Source organism: Collimonas sp. OK607 (assembly GCF_900111995.1).
Classification (GTDB): domain Bacteria; phylum Pseudomonadota; class Gammaproteobacteria; order Burkholderiales; family Burkholderiaceae_D; genus Collimonas.
This window is the reverse complement of the sequence record NZ_FOKF01000027.1, coordinates 26879-52671: the sequence shown is the minus strand read 5'-3', so window position 1 is coordinate 52671 and position 25793 is coordinate 26879. Positions and strand designations below refer to the sequence as shown.

Below are 25793 nucleotides of genomic sequence, written 5' to 3'. Positions count from 1 at the left end.
CAGAAACCATTATGTACGCCCCCTACGCATCATCCAACGCCGGTGCTAAGGCTTATGGCCGGCTAGGACTCGAAACCAGCGTGATGAACGCTTCGCAGCAGCAATTGATGCTGATGCTGTTCGACGGCGCCAAAACCGCCATCAGCATGGCTCGGCATCATATGGCGCAGGGTGAGATTGCGGCCAAGGGGAATGCCATCTCGAAGGTTATAAATATTGTTGATAACGGTTTGAAAGCCGCTCTGGACGCCGATGCCAACGATCCGGCCGGCTGCGAACTGGTGGCCAATCTGTCGGCGCTATACGATTACATCGGTCAGCGCCTGCTGCAGGCCAACCTGCGCAACGATCCGGCCTTGCTGGATGAGGCGGACCGGCTGCTGGAAAGCATAGCTTCCGCATGGCGCGAAGTGGGCCGTCACCAGTAATTCCGTTCAGTTAAGGCAATTTCTATGCTGAGGCGCTGACTTCCTTCGATACGCAACTATCCCTGACTGAACGGTATTAGCAGTCACAAGACCGTCCGGGAACCGGACACCGCTGTGGCGAGCGCTTCAAGGCATTTGTAGATAGGAGAGTGATATGGGATATCAACACGAGCTGATGGACTGTTACGAACAAATCGCACCGTTAACCGGACGCATGCTGGAGCTGGCGCGGGTGGGCGACTGGGATGGCATGATGACGCTGGAAACGCAGGTTCGCTCCTGCGTCGAACGCCTGAAGGAAATCACTCCTGTGGCTGCGCTCGATGCATCACAACTGGCGCAAAAACAGCAGTTGTTGCGCAGAATACTTGCCGACGATGCGGAGATTCGCGATCTGGTGACACCACAGTTCGCACGGCTAAGCACCTTGATGGGCAACCTCAGGCGTCAGCAGGATATCAATCAGGCTTACGATCAATAAGCTTCATATGCCGTCATGAGCGGTGTGACACCTTTCGTTGATAAGCGATCTACACACTACCCGACTCGGTGGCGAGCGACAAGTGACGGCAACCTGGCAGTTGTCCTGCTTACCAGGTTGACCGCAGTACTGACGCACCACGCCTACCGAATGTTTGCCTTTCTTGGGGAAACCGGTGTCTCCGATGATCCAATAATGCCCGGTATCGGTGACCAGCAATGGTTTGACGTGATCACCCACCGATGCCGGTACGACGCTGTCCTACCACGCCGACTCCGCCATTATGGAGGGATTGATGTCTGGCGCGCACATGTAACGGCTCGACGCTCTTGCGGGCAATCGGAAGCATAAGTCCTTAGCAGTCATTTTTAAAACCTGCCTTGCGATCCATATGACTCAATGCCTCGCCGAGGTGCTCAAGGTGATATCCAACTCAGCCAAATTCGTGATTCCCGTCTCCTGTCGTTATAGATAGTTCAACGGTATACACACTACACACATAATTTACTTTATGACACAGTAAGACTATCGCCCTGTTTTATACATGCTTGCTCCAGAAACGACTTTCAGGCTGGCATATTCATAATTTCCTGATAAGCCGCAACTACCTTGTTACGCACTTGCAGGCCCATCTGAAAACCGACATTCGCCTTTTGTAAATCGATCATCACGTCATTCAGGGATACGCCGGGCTTACCCAGCTCGAATGCCTCGGCCTGGCCGGCCGCGTGCTGCTGGCCGGTGCTGATGCGTTCCAGCGTTTTTTTCATTTCGTCGGCAAAGCCGCCGCCGGCTATGCCATTACTGGCCGCCGCCCCGCCGCCGGCGATTTGCGCCGTCGCAGTTAATTGCTGTAATACCGATTCGATCGCTGCTATCGCCATATTCCATCCTCTCCTACCTGATTTTTCTGAATTCTCATCGTCGTCCACGGGACAGGCCTATGTGCCGCCTGGATCTGACGATAAATGCTAGCTGTTGCCAACCAGCGTAACAGCAATGATTTTTTTGCATAGCGGCAAATGATGGGAAAAAGCGCAGCTATTCGAGCGATCGAAAAACGGCCTGGCCGTTGACAATCATTAGCGTCGACACAGGCTGCCTTGGATTATCCGATTTACCTTTGTTGACATCTGTTATCCATTCTAAGGAAAGCTTGCTGTATGTCCGATACACAGAAGCGCATAGTGAACAGCAGTAACCAACACAGCCAGACTTCATCCGAGGTGGCTGCATGAACGCAGCCGCAACGGGCGCCAACCTCGCTGGCGACAAGAAACCGACGCTGCTGGAGCAAGTGCGCACCAATCCAAAACTACCACTGATCGTCGGCGCCTCGCTCGCGGTAGCGGCCATAGCCGCTTTCTGGCTCTGGAGCCGGGCTCCCGATTATCGTGTCCTGTACAGCAATCTGTCAGATCGTGATGGTGGCGCTATCATCGCCTCGCTGCAGCAAATGAATATCCCGTATAAATTCGCCGAAGGCGGCGGTGCGGTATTGGTCGCATCCGAACAGGTCCATGAAGCGCGTTTGCGGCTGGCGTCGCAAGGCCTGCCTAAGGGCGGATCGGTCGGTTTCGAACTGATGGATAATCAGAAATTCGGCGTCAGCCAGTTTGCCGAGCAGGTCAACTACCAGCGCGCGCTGGAAGGTGAACTGGCCCGTTCGATAGAATCGATTTCAGCAGTCGAAGCGGCGCGTATCCATCTGGCGCTGCCCAAACCTTCGCTATTTGTGCGCGACCAGCAAAAACCCAGCGCATCGGTCATCCTCACCTTGCATCGGGGACGTTCCATCGATGACGGCCAGGTAAGCGCCATCGCGCACCTGGTATCTAGCAGCGTGCCGGAACTGAATGCCAAGAATGTCACGATCGTCGATCAGAGCGGAAATCTGCTGTCGACGCCGGCCACCGGCAATCGCGGCCTGGATGCGACCCAGTTGAAATATGCGCAGGAAATCGAGCAGACTTATATCCGCCGGATCGAAGCCATCCTGCAACCGATAGTCGGCGCCAGCAATGTGCGTGCGCAAGTTGCTGCAGACATCGATTTCTCAACGGTCGAGCATACCGACGAAAAATACACGCCGAACCAGGATCCGACCAAGGCCGCCATCCGCAGCCAGCAGTCGAGCGACGCCAATCAGCAAGGGGCAAGTCCGGCGGGTGGCGTTCCCGGCGCCTTGTCGAATCAGCCGCCGGCCAATCCGACTGCGCCCCTTAACACCGCCCCGGCTTCCCCGGCCAATGGACAAGCCAATCCGGCCAGTGTTGCAAACGCCGCCAATGCCGCTAACAGTGCACCTCGCAGCGGCGGCTCCAGCAACGTTCGCCGCGACGTCACCACTAACTATGAAGTGGATAAATCGATCAGCCATGTGCAGCAGAGCGCCGGCGCCATCAAACGCCTGTCGGTAGCGGTGGTAGTGAACTACCGCGGCGCCACCAATGCTCAGGGTAAGGTGGTCACGCAGGCACTGCCGGCGGCCGAGCTGGAGCAGGTGAAAAACCTGGTCAAGCAGGCAATGGGCTACAGCGTCGACCGCGGTGATTCGCTGAATGTGGTGAACAGCCAGTTTGCCGGCGATGCGCCGGAACCGGAGCTGCCAGTCTGGCGCCAGCCCGACAACATCGAACTGGCCAAAAGCGCAGGCAAGTATCTGCTGCTCGGCATCCTTGGCCTGTGGCTGTGGTTCGGCCTGGTCCGTCCGCTGCTGCGCAAGCATTTGCAAGGGGCGCCGGCTGCCGGGTCCGCAACCACCGAAGCACCCGCCAAAGCAGCGGATGCGCAGTCGCCAGAACAAATCAAGTTGAGCGAAGAAGCAAAACAACGCCAGGCCGACCGCCATCAAGAGAATATGCAGCACGCACAAAGCATGGCCGAGAAAGATCCACGCCTGGTCGCCATGGTAATCAAGAACTGGATGGGCAACGATGAATGACGACGGAATCAGAAAAAGCGCAATCCTGCTAATGTCGCTGGGCGAGGACGGCGCCGCTGCCGTGTTCCAGCACCTGGCCCCGCAAGAGGTTCAAAAGCTCGGCTTGGCGATGTCCAAGCTGCGCCAGGTAACACGCGAACAGATTGCCGAAGTCATGGATGAATTCCGGCTTGAAACCGAGCAGTTCTCTGCGCTCAACCTGGATTCCGGCAGCTATATCCGGGCGGTGCTGAACAAGGCGCTGGGCAGCGATCGCGCCGCCAGCCTGATCGAAGACATTCTCGAATCCGGCAACAATTCCACCAACGGCATCGATACGCTGAACTGGCTGGAAGCCAACGAGGTGGCAGAGCTGATCCGCGACGAACATCCGCAGATCATCGCCACCTTGCTGGTGCACCTGGATCGCAGCAAGGCATCCGAGGTGCTGGAATTGTTCACCGAGCGTTTGCGGCATGACGTGATCCTGCGGGTCGCCACCTTCGGCGGCGTGCAACCGGCGGCGCTCGCCGAACTGACCGAAGTGCTGACCGGCCTGTTGTCCGGCCAGGGCGTCAAGCGTAGCCGCCTGGGTGGCGTCAGAGCCGCGGCCGAGATTCTCAACCTGATGAGCAGTACGCAAGAAGAAAGCGTGATCCAGCACGTGCGCGAACACGACGGCGACCTGGCGCAACGAATTATCGACGAAATGTTCTTGTTCGAGAATCTGCTGGAAATCGAAGACCGCGGCATCCAGCTGTTGCTCAAGGAAGTCGAATCGGAATCGCTGATCGTCGCCCTCAAGGGCGCAGCCCCGGAGTTGCGCGAGAAATTCCTGCGCAACATGTCGCAACGCGCTGCCGAAATGCTGCGCGAGGATCTGGAAGTGCGCGGCCCGGTCAGGGTTTCGCAAGTCGAGAGCGAGCAAAAGAGTATCCTGCAGATCGTACGGCGTCTGGCCGATTCTGGCGAAATCGTGATCGGCGGACAGGGCAGCGACGCCTATGTCTGATCTCGATCAAGGCTACGGCAAGTTGTCTTCCCGCCGCAAAACGCCGGCGGCTGCAAATCCTGCACATCTGCCAAAACCGCCGATGAGCGCCTGGCAACGGTGGGAGATGGGAGATGTGCAGCAACCGGCAGACCGCTCGGCGGCAGAGACGTCGGCGCCAGCGCTCGCGGCCGAGCCGATGCTGGCAGTGCTGGAACCGAAACTGCTGATAGACGAAGCCGAATTGCAGCGTCTGCGCCAGGACGCGCAACAGGCCGGCGCCAGCGAAGGCCGCCAGCAAGGCCATGCCGAAGGCTGGCAAGAAGGTTATGCCGCCGGCCTGGAGATTGCACGCAACGAAGCTGAAGGCTTGCGTGCACTAAGCCTGGCCATGCCCGGCGCACTGCGCCTGGCGGAAAAAGAACTGGCCGACGATTTATTGACTCTGGCGCTGGATATTGCGCGCCAGGTAGTGCGCCAGGCGCTGACGGTTGAACCGCAGCTGATCCTGGCCGCGGTAAGGGAGTTATTGCAAACCGAGCCGGCATTGAGCGGCACCCCGCGTCTGCTGATGCATGCCGACGATATGGCGCTGGTGCAGCAGTATCTGGCAGAAGATCTGCAAGCTGCCGGCTGGCTGTTACGCAGCGATCCAACCATCACCCGCGGCGGCTGCCGGGTACAAGCCAGCAGCGGCGAACTGGACGCCACCATGGAAACCCGTTGGCAACGCGTAGCGGCTGCACTTGGCCGTAGCCAGGCCAGCGTAACAATAGCGTCCCATGACTGACGTCCGGCATCCGTCCGGCGACGGCCAGCCGGCAAACAACCGCCATCTGCAAGCCTGGCACAACGTGCTTGGCAACGCCAGCATCAGCGTCGGCCGTAGCATTCCGATCCGTACTTACGGCCGTCTGACCCGTGCGGTCGGCCTGGTGCTGGAAGCTGTCGGTTTACGGCTGCCGGTGGGTAGCGATTGCCTGATTGAACTGCCGCCGGGATACGCGCAACGCACGACGGAGGCCGAAGTAGTCGGTTTTGCCGGCGACCGCCTGTTCCTGATGCCGCAAACCGAAGTCGCGGGATTATTACCCGGGGCACGCGTGTATCCGCTCGAAGCAGCCGCATCGTCTTCCAACAGCGCTGGTACCGGCAACCCGCCGGCTGAACCCGGCAGCAAGCGTCTGCCGGTCGGTGAAGGCATGCTGGGGCGGGTCGTCGATGCCGCAGGCCGGCCGCTGGATGGCCTCGGCCCATTGGATTTCAGCCGCGAAGTGCCGCTATCCGCAGCCCCCATCAACCCATTGGCGCGCGCGCCTATCGACAGCGTGCTGGATGTCGGTGTGCGCGCCATCAACGCCCTGCTGACAGTCGGCCGCGGCCAGCGCATGGGATTGTTTGCCGGTTCCGGGGTCGGCAAAAGCGTACTGCTTGGCATGATGGCGCGCTATACCAGCGCCGAAGTGATCATCGTCGGCCTGATCGGCGAACGCGGCCGCGAAGTCAAGGATTTCATCGAAAACACCTTAGGCGTGGAAGGACTGGCGCGGGCGGTCGTAGTCGCCGCTCCGGCCGATACTTCGCCGCTATTGCGCTTGCAGGGCGCCGCCTATGCCACCTCGCTGGCCGAATATTTTCGCGACCAAGGCAAAGATGTCTTGCTGATCATGGACTCGCTCACGCGATACGCCATGGCGCAACGCGAAATCGCCCTGGCGGTGGGCGAACCGCCGGCCACTAAAGGTTATCCGCCGTCGGTATTCGCCAAACTGCCGGCGCTGGTGGAACGTGCCGGCAATGGCGCACGCGACGCCTCAGGCAAAGGCGGCGCGATTACCGCCTTCTATACCGTACTGACCGAAGGCGACGATCAGCAAGACCCGATTGCCGATGCCGCGCGCGCGATCCTGGACGGCCACGTGGTGCTCTCGCGCAGCCTGGCCGAATCAGGCCACTACCCGGCGATCGATATCGAAGCCTCGATCAGCCGCGCCATGACTTCGCTGATCGAACCGGCCCAGTTCGATGCCGTGCGACGTTTCAAGCAAATGTTGTCGCGCTATCAACGCAACCGCGATCTGATCAGTGTCGGCGCTTATGCCCCGGGGCATGACTTGCAGTTGGATAAAGCGATTGCGCTGTACCCGAAGATCGAAGCATTTTTGCAGCAGGGAATGGCCGAGCGTGCCGACTATATAGAAGCGATTACGCAACTGGAGCAATTGTTTCAAGCGGATCATGGGAATTAAACGCAACGGCTCTAGCCGCTTCTACATTTTTTATTAGGGTTGCCGTTAACTTACAGATACGCCGCAATGAAGACAAACGGAGAGATCCCCCAGGTTTGAGAGGAAATCATGTCAAATACATTACCGCTCGCCATGTTGATTGAACTGGCCCAGAACAAGACCGACGAAGCAACCCGTCGCCTGGGACAGTTGCAGCGCACGCAGATCAGCGCGGCGGAAAAGCTGGAGATGCTGATCCGCTATCGCCAGGAATACTACGATCAGCTGCAAACCCAGATGCAGGATGGGGTGTCGTCGTCACGCTGGCGCAATTTCCAGCACTTCATCGGCACTCTGGACGGTGCTATCGAACAGCAACGCGCGGTCGCCGCCCAGGCCGATTCGAGGCTGGCGCGCGGGCGCACCGACTGGCAGCAGAACAAGCGCCGCCTGAGTTCGTTCGACACGCTGGCCGCACGGGTCAAGGAACAACAGGCACAGCTAGCCAATAAACGCGAGCAGCACGCCAGCGACGAACACGCTGCCCGGCAATTCCGGCTACGCATGCTCTCCGCAGCAGCAGAATAATTCATCAAGGAATCGTCATGTCTCTAATAGTTTCATCCGGCACCGCTGCCCTGCAAGCGGCGCCTTCCGCAAACAAGGCCGGTAGCAGCGCGAATGCACAGCAGCCCGACGCCGATCATTTCGGCAAGGTACTGGACCGTTCGCTCGCGGGTTCCGACAAGTCGGCCGACAACGCCGCAAACAGCGCCAAGCCAGCCGATCGCCCGGCAGCACGTCGCCCGGCCAACGGCAGCGCCAATACCGGCCAGGACAGCGGGCATCAGCAAGATCCGGTCGCAGTGCCGGCGTTAGCGTTCCTGGCATTGCCGCCGACCAGCGCCAAAGCAATCGAGGTCAATGCTCAATCCGGCAGTGACAGCCAACCGCAATCAGCCGCGGAGATCCGGCTAAATGCGGCAATCGCCGCGGCCGGCAGCAAATCCGGTGCGCCCGCTGCGACCACCATAGCGGACGCGGAAACAGGCGATAAAAGCACTCCCCTCGCTGAAGCGGCTCTGCCCGCCGCGGGTCAATTGGCAGCTCACGCTAGTCCGGCCGGTGCAACATCATCTAAACAGAGTGGTCTGGCGAGCCAAGAGCCAGGTAGTGGCGAGTACACCACGCTGACACAGAATCCGCAGCAGACCATCAACCAGATGGCTGCAGGCGGCGCCGCCGGACAGCAAGCGGCACATGATGACGGCAAACACGAAAAATTGGGAAAACCGGGACGCCAGGATAGTCAAACCGCAGCCAAGGTCGACGCCGGGAAGACCGACGTTGCGGCCGCCGCCAGTGTGAACGGCGTCACGGCAGCCAAGGCGGCCGCCGGCAACTCCGGCCAGCCGAATCTGGATATGACAGCTCAGATCAATCCAGCCATGGCGCATGCCCAAACGACAGCGGCGACAGCTAGCTCAGCGCCACCCCAGGTCAAGCTGGCTCTATCCCCTGTGGTGGGCAGCGACGGCTGGGGTACCGCACTCGGTAAACAAGTTATCTGGATGGGTAACACCAACAACCAGAGCGCTGAGCTGCACCTCAACCCGCCAGACCTGGGCCCGCTGAAAGTTACGTTGACCATCAATGACAACCAGGCGCAAGCCATGTTTGTCTCGGCCCATCAATCGGTGCGGGCGGCACTTGAAGCGGCCCTGCCACAGCTGCGCAACAGTCTGGCTGAGAGCGGTATCAACCTGGGCAACACCTCCGTCAGCGCAGACGCCCAGCAACCGCAACAACGGCAGCAAAGTGCATTTGCCCAAAGCCAGAGCGGTCATAGGGGTTCCAATCACCAATCCCAGGCCGGCATGGCCGCAGGCGAGTTGAGCGGCAACGTCGGACGTAGCGCTGTTCCGGTTAGCCGGAATGGCAACGGCAAGGTCGACATTTTTGCCTAACAGAAAAAAACAGAACTTCGCGGCGCAACAAATGCAGGATCTGAAGCGCTTTCTCCCTTTATATCAGCAGATGGTTCGACGCCCTTTTGGCAAAGAATGGACGCTGAAATCTGATGCAGGAAAAACCATGGCAACCATCACCGACAACGCAGTAGCAGCACCTAAAAAAAACAAGCTTGGATTGATCTTGATCGTCCTGACCGCGGCCTTGGTTGCGGCCGGAGCGGCTTATTATTTCACCCGTATGCAACCAGCCGTCAAGACAGTCGCGGCGCCAATCCCGGAAACACCGATTTTTGTCGCCCTCGATCCGTTTACGGTCAACCTGCAGGCGGAAGACCGCGATCGGTTCCTGCATATCGGCCTGACCTTGAAAGTGGCGGACGCCAAAACCCAGGCGCAGATTGTCCAGTACTTGCCTGAGACGCGCAGCCGGATTCTCAGCCTATTGTCGAACCGCGATCCGAATACCCTGATTACCGCCGACGACAAGAACCTGCTTGCCGCAGAAATCCTTAAGGCATTGAACAAGCCCCTGGCCAGCAGCCAGCCGCCGCAACACATCACCAATGTGTTGTTTACCGCCTTCGTGGTGCAGTGAAACCGAGATCCAGCTATGGCTTATGAACAGCTACTGTCTCAGGACGAAGTAGATGCATTACTGCAAGGCGTCACCGGCGAGGCCGATGCAGCCGCCGCGCCGGCCCCGAGCACGGAAGGTGTGCAAGCCTACAACCTTGGGACCCAGGAACGTATCGTGCGCGGCCGCATGCATACGCTGGAAATCATCAACGAGCGATTTGCGCGCCAACTGCGCAGCTCACTCTTCAATTTCATGCGCCGCAGCGCCGACATTTCGGTAGGCGCGGTGCACGTCCAGAAATACAGCGAATTCATCCGCCATCTGCCGGTGCCGGCAAACATCAACCTGCTGCACATGAAACCGTTGCGCGGCACGGCGCTGTTCGTGTTCGATCCGAACCTGGTGTTCCTGGTAGTCGACAATCTGTTCGGCGGCGATGGTCGTTTCCACATGCGGGTCGAGGGGCGCGACTTTACCCCGACCGAACAACGCATCATCACTCGACTGTTGAACCTGGCGCTGGAAAGCTATGGCAGCGCCTGGAATCCGATTTACCCGCTCGAATTCGAACACGTGCGCTCGGAGATGCATACCAAGTTCGCCAACATCGCGACACCGAATGAAGTCGTGGTTAACACCACTTTCCATATCGAGTTCGGACCAATCGGCGGCGCCCTGCATATATGCATTCCGTATTCGATGATAGAACCGATACGCGATTTGCTCTCCAATCCGGTTCAGGATGAGGTGGAAATTGACAAGCGCTGGGTCAAGCAACTGTCGCAACAGGTGCAAAGCGCCGATGTCCAGCTGAAAGTCGATTTCCAGACCCTGCCGTCGACCATAGGCCAGCTGCTCAAACTGAAAGTCGGCGATGTGCTGCCGATAGAAATGCCGGAGTCGATTATCGCCAAGGTAGACGGCGTGCCGGTGATGGAATGCGGATACGGTACTTCCAACGGCCGCTATGCGTTGCGAGTAGAAAAAATGATCAATCACCGCGAAGGTGATTCAGGTGAATCAGGTGAATTAAAGGGAAATAAACATGAGTGACGAAAACAAGCCGGATCCAAACGCCGAAGCCGCCGACGACTGGGCCAGCGCGCTCGCCGCCCAGACCGCTGCGTCGCAACCAGCACCGGCCGCCCCTGCTTCAGCTGCTGCCAAGGTATTTCAGCCGCTCAGCGGTGAACCCGCAGAAGTAGCCAAGACCGATATCGACATGATCCTGGATATCCCGGTGCAGATGACTGCCGAGCTGGGCCGCACCCGGATCACCATCAAGAACCTGCTGCAACTGGCACAAGGATCGGTAGTGGAACTGGATGGCCTGGCCGGCGAGCCGATGGACGTGCTGATCAACGGCTACCTGATCGCCCAGGGCGAAGTGGTGGTGGTCAATGACAAATTCGGGATTCGCCTGACCGACATCATCACGCCGTCCGAGCGCATACACAAACTGAACCGATGAAACCCTTGCTCATGGTACGGCGAACGCTACTGCTGCTGTCGCTGTTACCTTTTGTCGCCCTGCCCGCTTCAGCCATGATCGCTACACCGCCTGCCGCAGTAACTGCCACGGCGGCTCCATCATGGGGCGCCACCGGCTTGCTGCAGGCGGCTTCCGGCCTGGCGGTGGTACTTGCGCTGATTTTCCTGTGCGCCTGGGTGGCGCGCCGCCTTGGATTGCAAAAACACAATAGCGGTCGGCTGGTTAAAGTGATTGCCAGTACCTCTATCGGTCAGCGAGAAAGGGTGGTGGTGGTTGAAATCGGCGGCACCTGGCTGGCGCTGGGAGTAACGCCGGGACAGATTCAATCCCTGCATACCATGCCGGCACAAGAATTGGCGGAAGAGGTCAAATTACCGATCGCACGCGGCGCAATCGCAGCCACTAATGCAGCCAGCGCCTTCGCACAAAAATTGCGAGAGTCGCTGGGGCGCAAGTAGCGATTCTGCGTAGACACCCCGCGCTCACGCCGCACAACTATTCATCTATTCAAACCGATTGGCAGAATGCGCCCTCTTTCCCTCCTCGCACGACACGGTAAATTGCTGTCAGCGCTGTTGCCGGCACTGTTTCCGACTCTTATTCTGGCTCTTGGCCTGCTGCCGGCAATAGCTGGCGCACAGGCACTTCCCGGCATCACCAGCACCGCCGGACCAGGCGGCAGCCAGACCTGGTCGCTCAGCGTCCAGACCATGCTGCTGCTGACCTCGCTCTCGTTCCTGCCGGCGCTGTTGCTGACGATGACCAGTTTCACCCGCATCATCATCGTGCTGGGCCTGTTGCGTACCGCCATCGGCGCGCAGAGTTCGCCACCCAACCAGATCCTGGTCGGACTATCGCTATTCCTGACCTTTTTCGTCATGTCGCCTGTATTCGATAAAGCCTACAGCGACGCCTACAAACCGTTCTCCGACAACAAGATCAGCGCCGAACAAGCGCTCGACCGCGGGATCCAGCCGTTCAAGCAGTTCATGTTGAAGCAGACCCGGGAAGGCGACCTGGCCCTGTTTGCCAGGTTGGCGCAAGTTCCGCAGATGCAAGGTCCGGAAGAAGTTCCGCTAAGGATACTGGTGCCGGCGTTTGTCATCAGCGAGCTCAAGACCGCGTTCCAGATCGGCTTCACCATCTTTATCCCGTTCCTGATCGTCGACCTGGTGGTGGCCAGCGTCTTGATGTCGATGGGGATGATGATGGTACCGCCCGCCACCATCTCGCTACCGTTCAAGCTGATGCTGTTCGTGCTGGTCGATGGGTGGAATCTGCTGATCGGCGCCCTGGCCCAAAGTTTCTATACGTGAGGTGATAAAATGACTCCTGAATCGGTAATGGCGCTTGGCTACCAGGCCATGAAAATGACTCTCCTGCTAGGCGCGCCGCTGTTGCTGGTGGCCTTGATCAGCGGTTTGATCATCAGTCTGTTTCAAGCAGCCACTCAGATCAATGAAATGACCCTGTCATTCATTCCAAAATTATTAGCTGTGTGTGCGACCATGGTCATCGCCGGGCCGTGGATGCTGAACTCCATCCTGGATTACATGCGCCAGCTGTTTTCCAGCATTCCGCAACTGGTTGGCTGATGCCGCCGGTCCTGTCAGTCACCTCAACCCAACTCAGTGCCTGGATAGTGGCATTTGTGTGGCCCTTCGTCCGGATGCTGGCCCTGATCAGCAGCAGCCCGATATTCGGCGAGAAAAAAGTGGCGCGTCAGGTCAAGGTCGGCCTCGCTGCATTGCTGGCGATTGCCATCGGCCCTACCCTCGGCGCCATGCCATCCGTACCCTTGGTCTCGGCCGGTGGCGTGTGGATTCTGATCCAGCAAGTCCTGATCGGCTCGGCCATGGGATTTTCCATGCGGCTGGTATTTGCCGCGGTACAAGCTGCCGGCGATTATGCCGGCTTGCAGATGGGCTTGTCCTTCGCCTCGTTCTTCGACCCCAACAGCGGCGGCAACACCATGGTGCTGGCCAGTCTGCTGAATATGCTGGCGATGCTGATGTTCCTGGCGGTGGACGGCCATCTGATGGTCATCAGCACGCTGGTCGAAAGCTTCCAGGTTCTACCGATTTCCGATGCGCCGCTGGCCGCAGAAGGCTGGTATTTCCTGGTATTGGCCGGCGCCAATGTGATTTCGGCAGGGTTGATGCTGGCGCTGCCCCTGGTAGCCACCCTGCTGACGTTGAATCTGGCCATGGGCATTCTCAACCGGGCTTCACCGCAACTAAGCATCTTTGCCGTCGGCTTTCCTTTGACTCTGCTGGGCGGTATCATGATGCTGCAACAGTTGATACCACACTTGAGGCCATTTCTGGAACAGGAATTTGCGCTCGGCCTGGCCAACATGCTCCATGTAGCGCAGGCATTGCGGCCGTAGGGTGGGCACGCTTTTGTGCCCACCCTACGGCCCGGCTCAACGGTATTAGAGGTAATTAAGCAGCGAAATTTTCCGAATCTGGACGAAGGTCTGCTGCGTTGCCTGCAGTGCCGTCTGCCGTTGATACAACTCGGTAATCGCGCTGGTGTAGTCAAGATCCTGGATGTCAGACAAATAGCTCTTATTCGATAAATTGCGGGCATCGCCATTCGTGTTGAGCGTATCAAGCTCTTGCATGCGCGATCCCACCGACGAACGCACCGTCAGCACGTTGTCGAGCGAATTGGATAGCTTGACGTTGGCTGTGCTTAGCGAATTCTGCAATTGCGCCTGGGCCGCAGGAGTACCGTTGTCGACCGGTGTCCTGAGCGCGCCAATCAAATCCTTGAGTGCGCCAAACATGTCAGGATTGGCGCTCTTTGCGGTATTGACGTTAAAACTGTCGCCGCTGGCCGGTGCGCCGGTCAAGGTAATCTGCAACCCGCCGAACTGAATCGGCGTGCCGGATGTGTAAGTACCTGGCGTCACTACCGGTGGCGTATCAGAATTGGTCACGGTAAACGTGGTAGCCGAGGTGAATTGGACCGAGAAATTCTTGCCGAAATCCGGATTGGTAGCATCTACCACGGAAGTAGCGCCGTATACGCCGTCACCGGTATTGGCAGCTGCCGAAGTCGTGACGTAACCTGCGCTGCCTTGCGTACTTTGAAAAATGCTGCGGCCGTCATCGGTTCCCGCCATCTGCCGCGAAACGTCAACTTGCAGTAGTTGCTGACCTTGATCGCCGACATACTGTACATTGCCGCCTGCTTGTTGCACGAAGGGCGCACTACCGCTTTTAAAACCGGCGAACAGAAACTGGCCGTTGCCGTCATCGGTATTCGCCAAGCCGAGCAATTGATCGTAATTACTTTGCAAGCTGGTGGCTACCGACATGCGGTCGGCATCGGTCATCGAGCCGTTACCCGCTTGCACCACCAGGCCTTTGATATTTTGCAAAAGCGTGGTGACGCTTTGCAGGGTATTATCTTCCAGCCCCAACGTGCGTGATGCCTGGGCACGGCTGGTCGAATATTGATCGTTGAGAGAAATCGATTGCGATACGCTCAGTGCCCGGGTTGCGCCAAGCGGATCGTCGGAAGGTGTCAGGATTTTTGTCCCGGAGCCGATCTGCTGTTGCACACGCAACAGACTTGTTTGCTGGGAGCTCATCGAAGCCATGCTTTGATCATAAAACGACTGGGTACTGATACGCATCTGGTTCTCCTGAATTACAATTTATCCTGCAGCTCATCTTGCCGGCCAATACGGCCGCCATAAACATCCATCAGCCAGCAATCCCGAGGATCGCGTTAAACATGGTCGTGGCGGTCTGGATCACCTTGGCATTAGCCTGATACATTTGCTGATACATCAGCAAGTTGGCGGTTTCTTCATCTTGATTCACTCCCGACACCGATTGCTGGGCCGCCTTGATTTGTCCAGCCAGGCTGGTTTGTGCAGTATTGGCGACGGTCAGCTGGTTGGCTTTATTGCCAATCGTGCTGACCAGCTGACCATAGGCATCGGTATAGCTGGCGGTACCTCCGGCCAGCGTTTTCGTGTTTTGCAAAGCGCCCAGCAGCAAGGCATTGCTGCCGTCCGAAATGCCGCCGGCATTTGGTCCGACGGTGAAGGTATCGCCGTTCGCCGGCGCACCGCTGACAGTGGCCGTGATGCCATTGAAACTGTAAGAAGCACCGGCGGTATAGCTGACACTGGCGCCGGCCCCATAGTTGACCACCGTGCCATCCGGATTGGTTACCGTGACTGCGGCACTGGCAGGAAAGCCCGAGAGGCTGGCCGGCGCGGTAGTGCTGTCGTATTTGAGCGTCACCGGCGTAGTCAGCGGTGTCGCCAGATACGCGGCGTCGACCTTGCCGGCACTGATGCTGGCGCTGCCCAGATTACCGGCCGCGTTGCCGGTGACGATAGGCGCAGCGGCAGCTATCTTGGCAGGATCGGTAACCGTCACTGTCAAATCGCGCGCTCCGGTACGCGTCGGTTGCACCAGGAAGGAATCGCCGACTTGCGGCGCGCCGCTGGCAGCTTGCAGCGAGACGCCGTCGAAACTTGCTGGCAAGCTTGCATAACTGCCAACCACTTTGTTGTCAGCCAGACGCGTCACTGAATATTGCGGACTGCCGGCGACGTTGACAACGTCGACCCGGTAATCGCTGGTAGTCAGTTGAGTGGTATCGCTGAACGATGGAGTGATCGCTAGGTTACCGGTATTGCGCGCATTGGCAATTGCAACCGGACTGGCTTGCGAAAAAAAATCCTGGCCGGCGGCGCCATTCAAGTCTATGCCCAGATTGTGCTGGGCATTGAAAGTGTCGGCCAAGCCGATCGCCATCCGTCCCACGGCGTTCTGGGCATCGCCCAAGGTCTGGTTACGAAATTGCATCAAGCCGCCCATCGATCCGCCGCTGATTACATTGTCTTGCAATTCCACCGCGACACCGGCAGCATTGACCAGGGCCACTGAAGTACGGCTGGGATCAGCAGCAGAAGTAACCGCCTTCAAGGTGGAGGCCTTGTCGCCTAACACCAGGGTCTGGCCGGTGCCGATAAATACATTGTATTGACCACCGTCCTGCACCACCACCTTGGTCGCCACCAATTGGCCCAAGCCGTTCACCAGGCTGTCACGCTGATCCAGCAAGTCGTTCGGAGCCTGACCGCCGGCGGCGTTGCTGAGCAAGGCGATCTGCTTGTTGATGCTGGCGATCTGAGTCGCGTAGGTATTGATCTGGTCGACAGAACCGGAAATCTGATCGTTGACATTACTGTTCAGGCCGGTCAGCACCTGGCTCATGGTGCGGAACTGATTCGCCAACGCCTGGCCTGAGCTGATCAATTGTTGCCGTGCCGCCGTATCGGCCGGTGTATTGGCTACAGCCTGCACACCTTTGAACATGGTCTGCAGCATCGGCGCCAGGCCGGTGGTCTGGTTGGCCAGCAGATTGTTAATCTGATTGATCTGGGTAGAGTAAGTCGTCAATGCCTGATTGGTGGATTGCGCCTGGTTCAGCTGCGATGTCAGGAATTGATCGTAACTGCGGCTGACATCAACTACTTGTGCACCGTTGCCGAAAAAGCCGACGGTAGGGGTATAGGTGCCGCCAGCCGACACTATCTGCACCGTTTGCCGGCTATAACCAGGCGTATTCACGTTGGCTGTGTTGTGGCCGGTAGTGACCATTGCTGCTTGCGCTGCGTTGAGCCCGCTGAGCCCGGTAAAAAACAAGCTGTTTGCCATACATTCGTCCTTTAAGAGGGCAACTGCCCGGCGACTCCGCCAAGCTCACTTAAGATATAACGGCAGCAGCCCGGGAAATTTGAGGGTAATGATCGGTTCTATGCAAAGAAATCAGAGAATTTGCTTCATGATGCGCACCAGCTTCTCGCCATACTGCGGATCGGTGGCGTAGCCTGCGCGTTGCAAGCCATGTGCGGCCTCGGCCGGATCGCGCGTCGCCAGCACCTGCGCATAGCGCGGATTGCTCGCCAGGAATCGGGCGTAGTCGGTGAATGCTTCGTCATACGAAGCGTACGCGCGGAACGAAGCCTTGGTCTGCTGTGGCACGCCATCTATGTATTCGGTCGTGACCGCCTGGACCACCGGCCCCTTCCATGCCTTGCTGGCCTTGATGCCAAACAGGTTATGGCTGCGGCTGCCGTCGTCGCCCTTGATTTCGCGCTTGCCCCAGCCCGACTCCAGTGCCGCCTGCGCCAGGATCAGTTGCGCCGGCACGCCGCTGGCCTTGCTGGCGACCTGTGCCGAAGAAGTCATGCGGGACAGGAACTGGTCGACGTACCCTTGCGAGTTACCGGCGGCATTGCGCCCGGAACCATAATCGGCCGCATCGTACAGGGATAGATTCTGCAAATTGCCGGAGTTCGGTATTGGCGCTGCCGCGGGAGCCGCTGCGGGGGGGTGGGCCGGATGCTGTTCCAGCAGTTGCGCCGACATCTTGCTGAGCGCCGATGGCTGCTGCTGGGCCGGATCGACGGTGCGGCTAAGCTGGGCCTGCATGGCTTCTGCCAGGCCAAGGCCGCGCCCTGACAGATTCTGCGCCAGTTGCTGATCCAGCATGGAGGTATACATTTTTTCCTGCTGGCTATCGAACATGCCATCCGACGGTGTCGCCTCGCGCATGCTTTTCAACACCATCTGCATGAACATCGCTTCAAACTGGCGCGAAACCTGTTTCAAACCGTCTTGCGGCGAATTCCTGGTGGTGCGGCGCAAAGCGTCGACGCCCTGCACATCCAGCGCGAAGCGTTGATCCAGATCGCCGCTGCGGTTGTTGCTATTGATAGTTCCTGCAGGCCAGGAGACACTCATGCGCTACCTCAAATGATTTCAAGTTCGGCGCGCAAAGCACCTGCTGCCTTCATCGCCTGCAGGATCGAGACCAGATCCTGCGGATTGGCGCCCAGCGAATTCAAACCTTTCACCACATCGGCCAGTGAAGCACCGCTCTTGACTACCTGCAAGGCGCCGCCGGACTGGTTCACCTGGATTTGCGAGGTCTGCGTAACCACCGTGCTGCCACCTGAAAACGGGCCAGGCTGGCTGATCACAGGCTGGGTGTTGATCACTACTGACAAATTGCCATGTGCCACCGCGCAATCCAGTACCCGCACAGTCTGGTTCATTACCACCGAACCGGTGCGCGCATTGATGACTACCCGCGCAGCAGCCTGCGCCGGCGTGATATCGAGATTTTCCATGCGCGCCAGGAAGCTCACTCGCGCCTCCGCCTGTGCCGGCGCCGCCACCTGGATCACCCGTCCGTCGAGGGCATTGGCGGTACCGGCGCCGAAACTGCGATTGATCGCATCGACTGCTTTCTGCGCCGTGCCGAAATCGGAGACATTCAATTCCAAGGTCAGCGTATTTGCCTCACCCAGCGGTGAAGTCACAGCACGCTCGACGATAGCGCCGGCAGGAATCCGGCCGGAGCTGAGCTGATTGATTTGCACCTTGCTGCCGTTGGCCGATGCGCCGGCGCCGCCCACTACCATATTGCCCTGGGCGATCGCATACACGGTGCCGTCGGCGCCCTTGAGCGGCGTCATCAGCAAGGTGCCGCCGCGCAGGCTCTTGGCGTTACCCATCGAAGACACTGTGACATCGATGTTTTGTCCGGGTCGTGCGAATGATGGCAAGGTTGCGGTCACCATCACTGCAGCCACGTTCTTCAGCTGCATGTTGGTGCCAGGCGCCATCGAAATGCCGAGTTGCGACAGCATGTTGTTCAACGTTTGCGTGGTGAACGGCGTTTGCATGGTCTGGTCGCCGCTGCCATCCAGGCCGACCATCAGGCCGTAGCCGATCAACGGGTTATCGCGCACGCCCTGGATGCTGGCCAGTTCCTTGAGTCGCTCCGCCTGCACTGCCGGCGTACTGCCCATCATGCAAAGCATCAAACACAAGCCGGCCCGACTGCAGCCGGCAGGTTGCAAAAATTGCTGAAGGAAACGCTGAATTCGTGATCGCATGGTCAGAACGGTAAGACGTTGAGGAAGAAACGCTGCAGCCAGCCCATGTTTTGTGCTTCGTCGATATAGCCTTTGGCGCTATATTCGATTCTGGCATCGGCCACCTGGGTCGAGGCCACGCTGTTGTTGCCGCTTACCGTGCGCGGATTGACCACGCCGGAAAAACGGATGAATTCCGTGCCCTGGTTGATCATCATCTGTTTCTCGCCGCTGACCATCAGGTTGCCGTTGCCCAGTACTTCAGTCACGGTAACGGTAATCACGCCGTTAAAGGTATTGGCCGCATTGGCGCCGCCTTTGGAGGTGAGTGCGTTGGTGGCCTTGGCATCGGTATCCAGATTACCGAACAAGCCACCGAAAATCTTTGGTATCGCCGCCAGGCCGCTACTGGCGCTGCCGTTGCGGCTGGCGTTGGCGGCCGAATTCTTGCTGGCGTTAACGTTCTCACTGACGATAATGGTCAGGATATCGCCGACATTGCGCGGCCGCCGATCCTCAAATAAAGCCTGGCTGCCGAAGCCGGATTGATAGATGGCGCCATTCACTGCCACTGCCGGACGCACTTCGGCGCGCGCGGTCATGGGCTGCTGCACCAGCGGCTCGCGCGGCAATTGCGCACAACCACCTAGCAACGCAGCCATCAGCAACAAAAATTTGGCGCAATATTTCAATGTCGGCTCCGTCATCACAACTGCGTCAGGCGCTGCAACATCTGGTCTGAAGTGGTGACTGCCTTGCTGTTGATTTCGTAGGAACGCTGGGTCTGGATCATGTTCACCAGTTCTTCCACCACATTCACGTTCGACGATTCGGTATACCCCTGGCTCAGCGTGCCGGCGCCGTTCTGGCCCGGTGTGGTTTGGTTAGCGGTGCCGGAAGCATTGGTTTCCGTGTACAGGTTCTCGCCATTGCTTTGCAGGCCGGTCGAATTCAAGAAGGTCGCCAGCTGGATCTGGCCAACCTGCACGCTGGCAGTGCTGCCAGCCTGGGTTACCGATACCGTGCCGTCCTTGGCGATGGTCATGCTGGTAGCATTTTGCGGAATCGTGATGGCCGGTTGCACCGGATAACCGCTGGCGGTGACCAACTGGCCGGTCGAATCTGATTGAAACGAACCATCGCGTGTGTAGGCCGTGGTGCCATCAGGCATTTGCACCTGAAAAAAACCTTCGCCGGTGATCGCCACATCTTTTGTATTGTCGGTCTTGGTCGGATTACCCTGGGTATGGATCCGTTCGGTCGCCACCAGCCGTACCCCGGTGCCGATCTGCAAACCCGACGGCAGATTGGTCTGGTCGGAAGTCTGGCCGCCTACCTGGCGCAGGTTTTGATACATCAGATCTTCGAACACCGCGCGGCTGCGCTTGAAGCCGGTAGTGCTGACGTTGGCCAGGTTATTGGAAATCACGTCGAGCTGCTGCTGTTGCGCGTCGAGACCGCTTTTGGCAATGGAAAGGGAACGCATCATGGTGAAATTCCTGTCAAAAAATTAAACTAACTGCAGTCAAATAACTGCGGTGAAATAACGACGGCAAATTAGGTGCTCATGCTCAGCAACTGGTTCGCGCGCTGGTCATTTTCATCGGCACTCTTGACCGCCTTCATCTGCATTTCAAAACTGCGCGCATTGGCAATCATGTCGACCATCGCCGACACCGGATTGACATTGCTGCCTTCGATCGCCCCGGTCTGCAGCGTCACCGTCGGATCGGTATCCGGCGTTGCGGCGCCGGCGCGCATGCGAAACAGGCCGTCATCGCCGCGTTGCAAATCGGCAGCGGCCGGATTGACCAGTTTCAAACGGCCAACCTGGGCTACATTGGTGGCCGGATCGCCAGCGCCGATGGCGCTCACCAGGCCGTCGGCAGAGATCATCACGGCGGCGCCCGGCGGCACCGCCATCGGCCCGGCATCGCCGATTACGGGCAACTTGCTCATTGTCATCAACTGGCCGTCGGCGCCAACCTGCAAATTGCCGACCCGGGTATACGCCTCGCCGCCGTCTGCGGTCTGCACCGCCAGCCAGCCGTCGCCGCGCACCGCCACATCCATCGGCCGCCCGGTTTCCGTCACGGGCCCGTTACTCATGTCGGCGCCTGGTGTCGATGTCACCACAAAAGCCCTGGTTGCCGCTTCCTGGCCGACTACCGGCACCGCCCGGAAATTATTCAGCTGAGCCCGGAACCCGGGAGTCGACACGTTCGCCATATTGTTAGCCGCCGAAGCTTGCTGCTCCATGACCTGCTTGGCGCCGCTCATGGCGATATAGATCATGCGATCCATGTTTTCTCCTGGATAATTTCGATTGCAGCACCAGCATTAACGCTAACGAAATCCATCATCAACGCATGCTGACCAAGGTCTGCATGACCTGATCCTGCGTCTTCACGGTTTGCGCATTGGCTTGATAAGTCCGTTGCGCAATGATCATGTTGACCAGCTCGGCAGTAAGGTCGACGTTGGAAGATTCCAGCGCGCCGGATGTCAAGGAACCTACCTTGGTGCCGGCGCCGGCGGTACCGACCAGAGGCTGGCCCGATGCCGCTGTTTCCGACCACACGTTGCCGCCCTGGGACTTCAAGCCGTCCGGATTGGCAAACGAAGTCAAGACGATCTGACCCAGGGTCTTGGTCTGTTCATTCGAATATTTGCCGGTTACCGTGCCGTTTGGATTGATTGCAAAGGCGGTCAGAGTGCCCGAGGTGTAACCGTCCTGAGTCTGCTTGGCGACAGCGTTGTCATTGCCGAACTGCGTAGTGCCGGTCAGGTTGATCGTGAAGTTGAGCGGATTAGCGCCGTTGGTTAACGTGGTCGGAGCAGGAGGCGTAATAATGCCGTTGGCTGGCGTTTTCAGCGTGCCGGTCGCATCGAAGACCAGCGAACCGATGTTGCTGCTGGCGCCGCCGTCGACGGTTTGATAGACGTCCCAGGAATTGGCCGCGGTCTTGACAAAGAAATTCGTGATTTCATGCGGATTACCCAGCGAGTCATAACCGGTAACCGCATTCTGATAATTGAAACTGGTCGAATCGGTCGCATCGAATGTTGCAGTTGCCGGTACCGTGCTGCGTGAATCGATGTTGTATTGCGCGTTAATCTTGGTGGTCGCATTTGGCGTCATTGCGGTAGCCGGCAGCTGCAACGGTGCCGGCGAGCCGCCGGCGATGCTGCCGTTAGCGCCAACCTGGTAGCCGGTCAGGCGCAGGCCGCCGGAATTGACGATGTAGTTGTCTTTATCGATATTGAACTGGCCATTGCGCGAATAAGATACTTCGCCGGAAGGACTGGCCAGGCGGAAAAAGCCATCGCCATTGGTGATAGCCACATCCAGTGCGCGGGTGCTGGTCTGCACCGCTCCCTGCGTGAAATTCTGCGAAACGCCAGCTACCTGGGTGCCCAGGCCGACGCGCGACCCTGCATATACGTCGGCAAACAATACACTGCCTGCCTTGAAGCCCACGGTACCCGAGTTGGCAACGTTATTGCCGATCACATCGAGATTGCTGGAACTTGCATTCAATCCGCTTACGCCTTGTTGAAAACCCATGGTTAACTCCTTTTGAAATCAATTTGCAGCAATTTTTTCAGTTTCCGAGCGCCGGAAAAATAATGAAAAAAGCCGGATTTATAGAAATTGCTTAACGTCGCTCAATGCCACCGTACCGGCTGCACCCAGATTCAATGTGACGCCGCTGGCCGTCTGCGCCACGCTCGCAACTTGCGAGTACGTCAGCGTGTTGGCGGCGACTGCGCTGCCGCCAACAGACGCGGCCACGCTGATCTTGTATGCGCCATCGCCCATCGCGGTACCGGTATCGTTCTTGCCGTCCCATGACAAGGTCTTGGTGCCTTGAGGCAGCGCTCCCACATCAATCGTCCGTACCGTATTGCCGGCGGCGTCTGTAATCGTGACCTTGACCGCATCGGCGCCACCTTGCATGTCGATCCCGAACGAAGTCGCGGCGCTGTCCTTGAGCGCGACCTCGCTGCCCGGCGTCAATACCGTATGGCCGATCAATGAAGCCGCCTGCAGGGTCTGGCTGGCGCCGGTTTGCGCTACCAGCGATGACAGCGTGCTATTCAGGTTTTCGATGCCGCTGACGGTGCTCATCTGCGCCAGCTGGGAAGTCAGTTCAGAATTGCTCAAGGGATTCAGAGGATCCTGGTTATTCAATTGAGTAACCAGCAATTTGAGAAAGCGCTGCTCTTGATCCGAACTGCTGGACGACGCTCCCGCCAGCGCATTTGCCGCACTGTTATCCGTTGATGTGACGCCCGAAACTGCCATGATGGTTCTCTCCTGATGCGGTGCGACACCGCGAATTATTCAATCAATTGATTCTGAATTTAATGCTGTACTGCTCACTGACCAATCGTCAGCGTTTTCAACATCATGGTCTTGGCGGTATTGAGTACTTCCACGTTGGCTTGATACGAGCGCGAAGCCGAGATCATGTTGACCATTTCTTCCACCACGTTGACGTTCGGCATGGTGACGTAACCGCTGGCATCGGCCAGTGGATGCTTGGGGTTGTACACCATCCGCAAGGGCGACTGGTCTTCCACCACACCCGTTACCTGCACCCCGCCGACCGCAGCGGACCCGTCTTGCTGATCGCCTGCCGCCACTGCAAACACTACCTGCTTGGCGCGATACGGCTGGCCGTCCGGGCCGGACACGCTATCGGCATTGGCCAGGTTGCTGGCGGTGACGTTCATGCGTTGCGATTGCGCACTCATGGCGGAACCTGCAACGTCGAAAATATTCATGGAAACATTGGAAGATGACATACCTGATCCCTTGGCTATTACAGACGGGTCATTGAATAATTAATCATTGCTGTACTGCCGACAGCAATGACTTGATTTGTGCGCCTATGATGGTCAGGCCGGACTCATAATGCACAGCGTTGTCGGTAAAATTGACGCGCTCGACATCCATCTCCACTGTGTTGCCGTCGATGCTGGATTGGGTTGGCACCCGATACAATAAATCCGGATCGCCGGCGACTGTGGCTTCACCCTGGATGTGGCGCCCGGAAGTGGTTGCCATGCTGATCGATTGCGCTTGCCGGCCTTGCGCCATGGCTTGCGTCAGGCTGCTGCTGAAATCGAAATCGCGTGCCTTGTAATTAGGCGTGTCGGCATGCGCGATATTCGACGACAAAACTTCTTGCCGGCGCGCCCGCAAATTCAGTGCTTCCTGTTGAAAGCGCAGTGCTGCATCCAGTTTATCGACCATCTTGTACCTACCCTCAACAGACCTTTTGATGAAAGCGATTATAGGTATCGGCAACTGGCGGCAATCGCTGGAACAGGCGGCTTAATGGGCTTTAATTCAAGATTCAAAATCAAGAATCAAGATTGAGAATCAGAATTGAGATTCAAAGACACACCATCATCTTTTTGGATTCGGAAAATATCTGGCCACGTCGTCGAAGCTAAGCTGGTAGCCGGCGAGTATCCGCTTGATAGTCGAACCGCTGGGATCGATTACCCTGCCGGTTTCGAGTTTGCTCAGCACCGGTACTGATAAACCGCAACGGCGGTGCATTGCAGTCAACGACATTCTCTTGCCGTTCTCGCCGGTTTGCTTCAAACGCATCTGCCGCAGAAAGCCTGCCAGCGTAGCCGGGAACTCCTCATTGCAATCGTTCACATTCGCCATTCGATATCCTTAGTTCACTGTGCGTGGGCCGCCAGATCTTTGCGCCGGCAGGACAAATTTTCACAGTTCATTATAGGTATGGGATTTCAATCCAATGGCCCAAACAACACGCGAATCGCTATCCAGTTCGGCGCTTGGCGATGCCGGACTATTGTCTAGAATCTGATCGCGGATATTCGGCCGCAACGGATTTTGGATAGGGAAGATTTTTATGCATGCGAATTTATTCCGGCGGCGCCGTTCTGCGAGTCTTTCTGCACGCATTCCTAAAATTACCTGCTCGCACTTCCTGTCCTTACTTGTAGCCGCAGGATTGAGCATCGGCAGCCATACCGCATGCGCCCGGGCCGCAGAACTCAGCGGCAGCGCCAAACCCGTGATTGAACAGTTCCTGCTGACCCAGACCGGCGGCCTGCCAGGCAAGGTCAGCATTCGCATCGATACGCCCATGTCAGGCGCCCTGCCCCCCTGCGATGCGCTCGAAGCCTTCCTGCCCAACGGCGCCCGGGTGTGGGGCCGCGTCTCGGTCGGCTTGCGCTGTAATGGCAACAGCACTGGCAGCGGCGACGGTCTCGCGACGCCATCGTGGACCCGCTATGTTCCCGCCTATGTGGCTGTAGTAGCGGATTATTATGTAGCCAGCCGCCCCATCAACGCCGGCGACACTCTGAGCGCCGCCGATATCCAGTTGCGCCAGGGCGATCTCAGCGCCCTGCCTCGCGGCGTGATTACCAACCCACGGCAAGCCAGCGGCATGGTAGCCTCGAACCGGATTGCCTCGGGCGCGCCGCTGCGGCTGGAACTGCTGCGTGGCGCAACCGTGATACAACAGGGACAAAACGTCAAAGTACAATCCCAGGGCTCGGGATTCGTAGTCAGCACCGAAGGACGGGCGATGACCAATGCCGCTGCCGGTGCGACAATCCAGGTCAAGACCCAGGCCGGTCAGATGCTGAGCGGCCTGGTCCGGCCCGACGGCTCGGTTGAATTACCTAATTGACATCAATTCTTGCAAGAAACTCTATTTTTTGCCATAACCCTAAACTTCTCATACCAGCTGCCGTTATACCGGACAGATCCCTTAGAGGAAACA

The 25793-nt window shown here is 58.1% G+C and carries 29 protein-coding genes and 1 pseudogene; 16 read left to right on the top strand and 14 right to left on the bottom strand.

The features are described from left to right. Window positions 1-11: 11 nt before the first annotated feature. Window positions 12-428 (top strand): flagellar export chaperone FliS, encoded by a 417-nt coding sequence (gene fliS, locus BM029_RS17650; RefSeq protein ID WP_092438224.1) that lies wholly within the window; start codon window positions 12-14, stop codon window positions 426-428. Window positions 429-582: 154 nt separating this feature from the next. Then, entirely contained in the window at window positions 583-909 is a 327-nt protein-coding gene (locus BM029_RS17645; protein ID WP_092438222.1) for a flagellar protein FliT, read from the top strand. A 52-nt stretch (window positions 910-961) separates the two neighbouring features. Here the strand turns inward: BM029_RS17645 and BM029_RS26345 are convergent. Then, window positions 962-1300, bottom strand: a pseudogene (locus BM029_RS26345) (transposase); the annotation flags it as partial. Between the two features lie 175 nt (window positions 1301-1475). Continuing rightward, window positions 1476-1793, bottom strand: a complete 318-nt coding sequence (gene fliE, locus BM029_RS17635) for a flagellar hook-basal body complex protein FliE (protein WP_092438218.1) — start codon at window positions 1791-1793, stop codon at window positions 1476-1478. Window positions 1794-2143: 350 nt separating this feature from the next. On the opposite strand from fliE, the gene fliF reads away from it, so the two are divergent. The 13 genes from fliF (at window position 2144) to fliR (ending at window position 13482) form a co-directional block, all read left to right on the top strand. Continuing rightward, the gene (gene fliF / locus BM029_RS17630; RefSeq protein WP_092438216.1) at window positions 2144-3853 is read left to right on the top strand and encodes a flagellar basal-body MS-ring/collar protein FliF; all 1710 of its coding nucleotides are present in this window, start codon (window positions 2144-2146) and stop codon (window positions 3851-3853) included. Next, window positions 3846-4844 carry a flagellar motor switch protein FliG gene (gene fliG / locus BM029_RS17625; RefSeq protein ID WP_092438214.1) on the top strand — a complete coding sequence of 333 codons (999 nt, stop codon included), beginning with the start codon at window positions 3846-3848 and terminating at the stop codon, window positions 4842-4844. The genes fliF and fliG overlap by 8 nt, the downstream gene beginning before the upstream one ends. After that, window positions 4837-5613, top strand: coding sequence for a flagellar assembly protein FliH (gene fliH, locus BM029_RS17620; RefSeq protein ID WP_092438212.1), 777 nt, complete (start codon window positions 4837-4839; stop codon window positions 5611-5613). Before fliG ends, fliH begins: the two co-directional genes overlap by 8 nt. Beyond that, on the top strand, window positions 5606-7072 hold the full coding sequence (gene fliI, locus BM029_RS17615; RefSeq protein ID WP_092438210.1) for a flagellar protein export ATPase FliI: 1467 nt from the start codon (window positions 5606-5608) through the stop codon (window positions 7070-7072). The genes fliH and fliI overlap by 8 nt, the downstream gene beginning before the upstream one ends. Window positions 7073-7180: 108 nt before the next feature. Then, window positions 7181-7639 (top strand): flagellar export protein FliJ, encoded by a 459-nt coding sequence (gene fliJ, locus BM029_RS17610; protein ID WP_092438208.1) that lies wholly within the window; start codon window positions 7181-7183, stop codon window positions 7637-7639. Between the two features lie 17 nt (window positions 7640-7656). Then, a complete protein-coding gene (locus BM029_RS17605) occupies window positions 7657-9018 on the top strand; it encodes a flagellar hook-length control protein FliK (RefSeq protein ID WP_092438207.1) in 1362 nt (453 codons plus the stop codon). 127 nt (window positions 9019-9145) lie between these two features. Next, entirely contained in the window at window positions 9146-9619 is a 474-nt protein-coding gene (gene fliL / locus BM029_RS17600) for a flagellar basal body-associated protein FliL (protein ID WP_092438269.1), read from the top strand. A gap of 15 nt (window positions 9620-9634) precedes the next feature. Beyond that, window positions 9635-10654 (top strand): flagellar motor switch protein FliM, encoded by a 1020-nt coding sequence (fliM, locus tag BM029_RS17595; RefSeq protein WP_092438205.1) that lies wholly within the window; start codon window positions 9635-9637, stop codon window positions 10652-10654. Beyond that, complete coding sequence (gene fliN, locus BM029_RS17590; protein WP_092438203.1) at window positions 10647-11072, top strand: flagellar motor switch protein FliN; 426 nt, start codon at window positions 10647-10649, stop codon at window positions 11070-11072. Before fliM ends, fliN begins: the two co-directional genes overlap by 8 nt. Next, window positions 11069-11551, top strand: a complete 483-nt coding sequence (gene fliO / locus BM029_RS17585; protein WP_092438201.1) for a flagellar biosynthetic protein FliO — start codon at window positions 11069-11071, stop codon at window positions 11549-11551. Before fliN ends, fliO begins: the two co-directional genes overlap by 4 nt. A gap of 66 nt (window positions 11552-11617) precedes the next feature. Continuing rightward, window positions 11618-12409: a flagellar type III secretion system pore protein FliP gene (gene fliP / locus BM029_RS17580; RefSeq protein WP_244545110.1), complete on the top strand. Its 792-nt coding sequence runs from the start codon at window positions 11618-11620 to the stop codon at window positions 12407-12409. A gap of 9 nt (window positions 12410-12418) precedes the next feature. Then, entirely contained in the window at window positions 12419-12688 is a 270-nt protein-coding gene (gene fliQ / locus BM029_RS17575) for a flagellar biosynthesis protein FliQ (protein WP_092352994.1), read from the top strand. Continuing rightward, the gene (gene fliR, locus BM029_RS17570) at window positions 12688-13482 is read left to right on the top strand and encodes a flagellar biosynthetic protein FliR (protein WP_092438197.1); all 795 of its coding nucleotides are present in this window, start codon (window positions 12688-12690) and stop codon (window positions 13480-13482) included. Before fliQ ends, fliR begins: the two co-directional genes overlap by 1 nt. A 45-nt stretch (window positions 13483-13527) precedes the next feature. Here the strand turns inward: fliR and flgL are convergent, their stop codons facing one another. The 12 genes from flgL to BM029_RS17510 all read right to left on the bottom strand — a co-directional run bounded on the left by flgL (window position 13528) and on the right by BM029_RS17510 (window position 24700). Then, complete coding sequence (gene flgL, locus BM029_RS17565) at window positions 13528-14739, bottom strand: flagellar hook-associated protein FlgL (protein ID WP_092438195.1); 1212 nt, start codon at window positions 14737-14739, stop codon at window positions 13528-13530. A 70-nt stretch (window positions 14740-14809) separates the two neighbouring features. After that, on the bottom strand, window positions 14810-16783 hold the full coding sequence (gene flgK / locus BM029_RS17560) for a flagellar hook-associated protein FlgK (RefSeq protein ID WP_092438193.1): 1974 nt from the start codon (window positions 16781-16783) through the stop codon (window positions 14810-14812). A gap of 111 nt (window positions 16784-16894) precedes the next feature. Next, a complete protein-coding gene (flgJ, locus tag BM029_RS17555; RefSeq protein WP_092438192.1) occupies window positions 16895-17872 on the bottom strand; it encodes a flagellar assembly peptidoglycan hydrolase FlgJ in 978 nt (325 codons plus the stop codon). A gap of 8 nt (window positions 17873-17880) precedes the next feature. Then, window positions 17881-19032 (bottom strand): flagellar basal body P-ring protein FlgI, encoded by a 1152-nt coding sequence (locus BM029_RS17550; protein WP_371329134.1) that lies wholly within the window; start codon window positions 19030-19032, stop codon window positions 17881-17883. A 2-nt stretch (window positions 19033-19034) separates the two neighbouring features. Beyond that, window positions 19035-19718: a flagellar basal body L-ring protein FlgH gene (locus tag BM029_RS17545; protein WP_092438190.1), complete on the bottom strand. Its 684-nt coding sequence runs from the start codon at window positions 19716-19718 to the stop codon at window positions 19035-19037. Continuing rightward, on the bottom strand, window positions 19718-20500 hold the full coding sequence (gene flgG, locus BM029_RS17540) for a flagellar basal-body rod protein FlgG (RefSeq protein ID WP_092438188.1): 783 nt from the start codon (window positions 20498-20500) through the stop codon (window positions 19718-19720). Before flgG ends, BM029_RS17545 begins: the two co-directional genes overlap by 1 nt. Before the next feature lie 68 nt (window positions 20501-20568). Further along, window positions 20569-21315, bottom strand: a complete 747-nt coding sequence (locus tag BM029_RS17535) for a flagellar basal body rod protein FlgF (RefSeq protein ID WP_092438186.1) — start codon at window positions 21313-21315, stop codon at window positions 20569-20571. Window positions 21316-21373: 58 nt separating this feature from the next. Then, entirely contained in the window at window positions 21374-22579 is a 1206-nt protein-coding gene (gene flgE / locus BM029_RS17530) for a flagellar hook protein FlgE (RefSeq protein ID WP_092438184.1), read from the bottom strand. A 78-nt stretch (window positions 22580-22657) separates the two neighbouring features. Further along, window positions 22658-23320, bottom strand: coding sequence for a flagellar hook assembly protein FlgD (locus tag BM029_RS17525; protein WP_092438182.1), 663 nt, complete (start codon window positions 23318-23320; stop codon window positions 22658-22660). A gap of 74 nt (window positions 23321-23394) precedes the next feature. Next, window positions 23395-23802 carry a flagellar basal body rod protein FlgC gene (gene flgC, locus BM029_RS17520; protein ID WP_092438180.1) on the bottom strand — a complete coding sequence of 136 codons (408 nt, stop codon included), beginning with the start codon at window positions 23800-23802 and terminating at the stop codon, window positions 23395-23397. A 64-nt stretch (window positions 23803-23866) separates the two neighbouring features. Then, window positions 23867-24274 (bottom strand): flagellar basal body rod protein FlgB, encoded by a 408-nt coding sequence (gene flgB / locus BM029_RS17515; protein ID WP_092438178.1) that lies wholly within the window; start codon window positions 24272-24274, stop codon window positions 23867-23869. Between the two features lie 156 nt (window positions 24275-24430). Then, the gene (locus BM029_RS17510; protein WP_092438177.1) at window positions 24431-24700 is read right to left on the bottom strand and encodes a helix-turn-helix domain-containing protein; all 270 of its coding nucleotides are present in this window, start codon (window positions 24698-24700) and stop codon (window positions 24431-24433) included. Between the two features lie 211 nt (window positions 24701-24911). Here BM029_RS17510 and flgA point away from each other — a divergent pair, with 211 nt between their 5' ends. Beyond that, window positions 24912-25700 (top strand): flagellar basal body P-ring formation chaperone FlgA, encoded by a 789-nt coding sequence (gene flgA / locus BM029_RS17505; protein ID WP_092438175.1) that lies wholly within the window; start codon window positions 24912-24914, stop codon window positions 25698-25700. The last annotated feature ends 93 nt before the right edge of the window (window positions 25701-25793 follow it).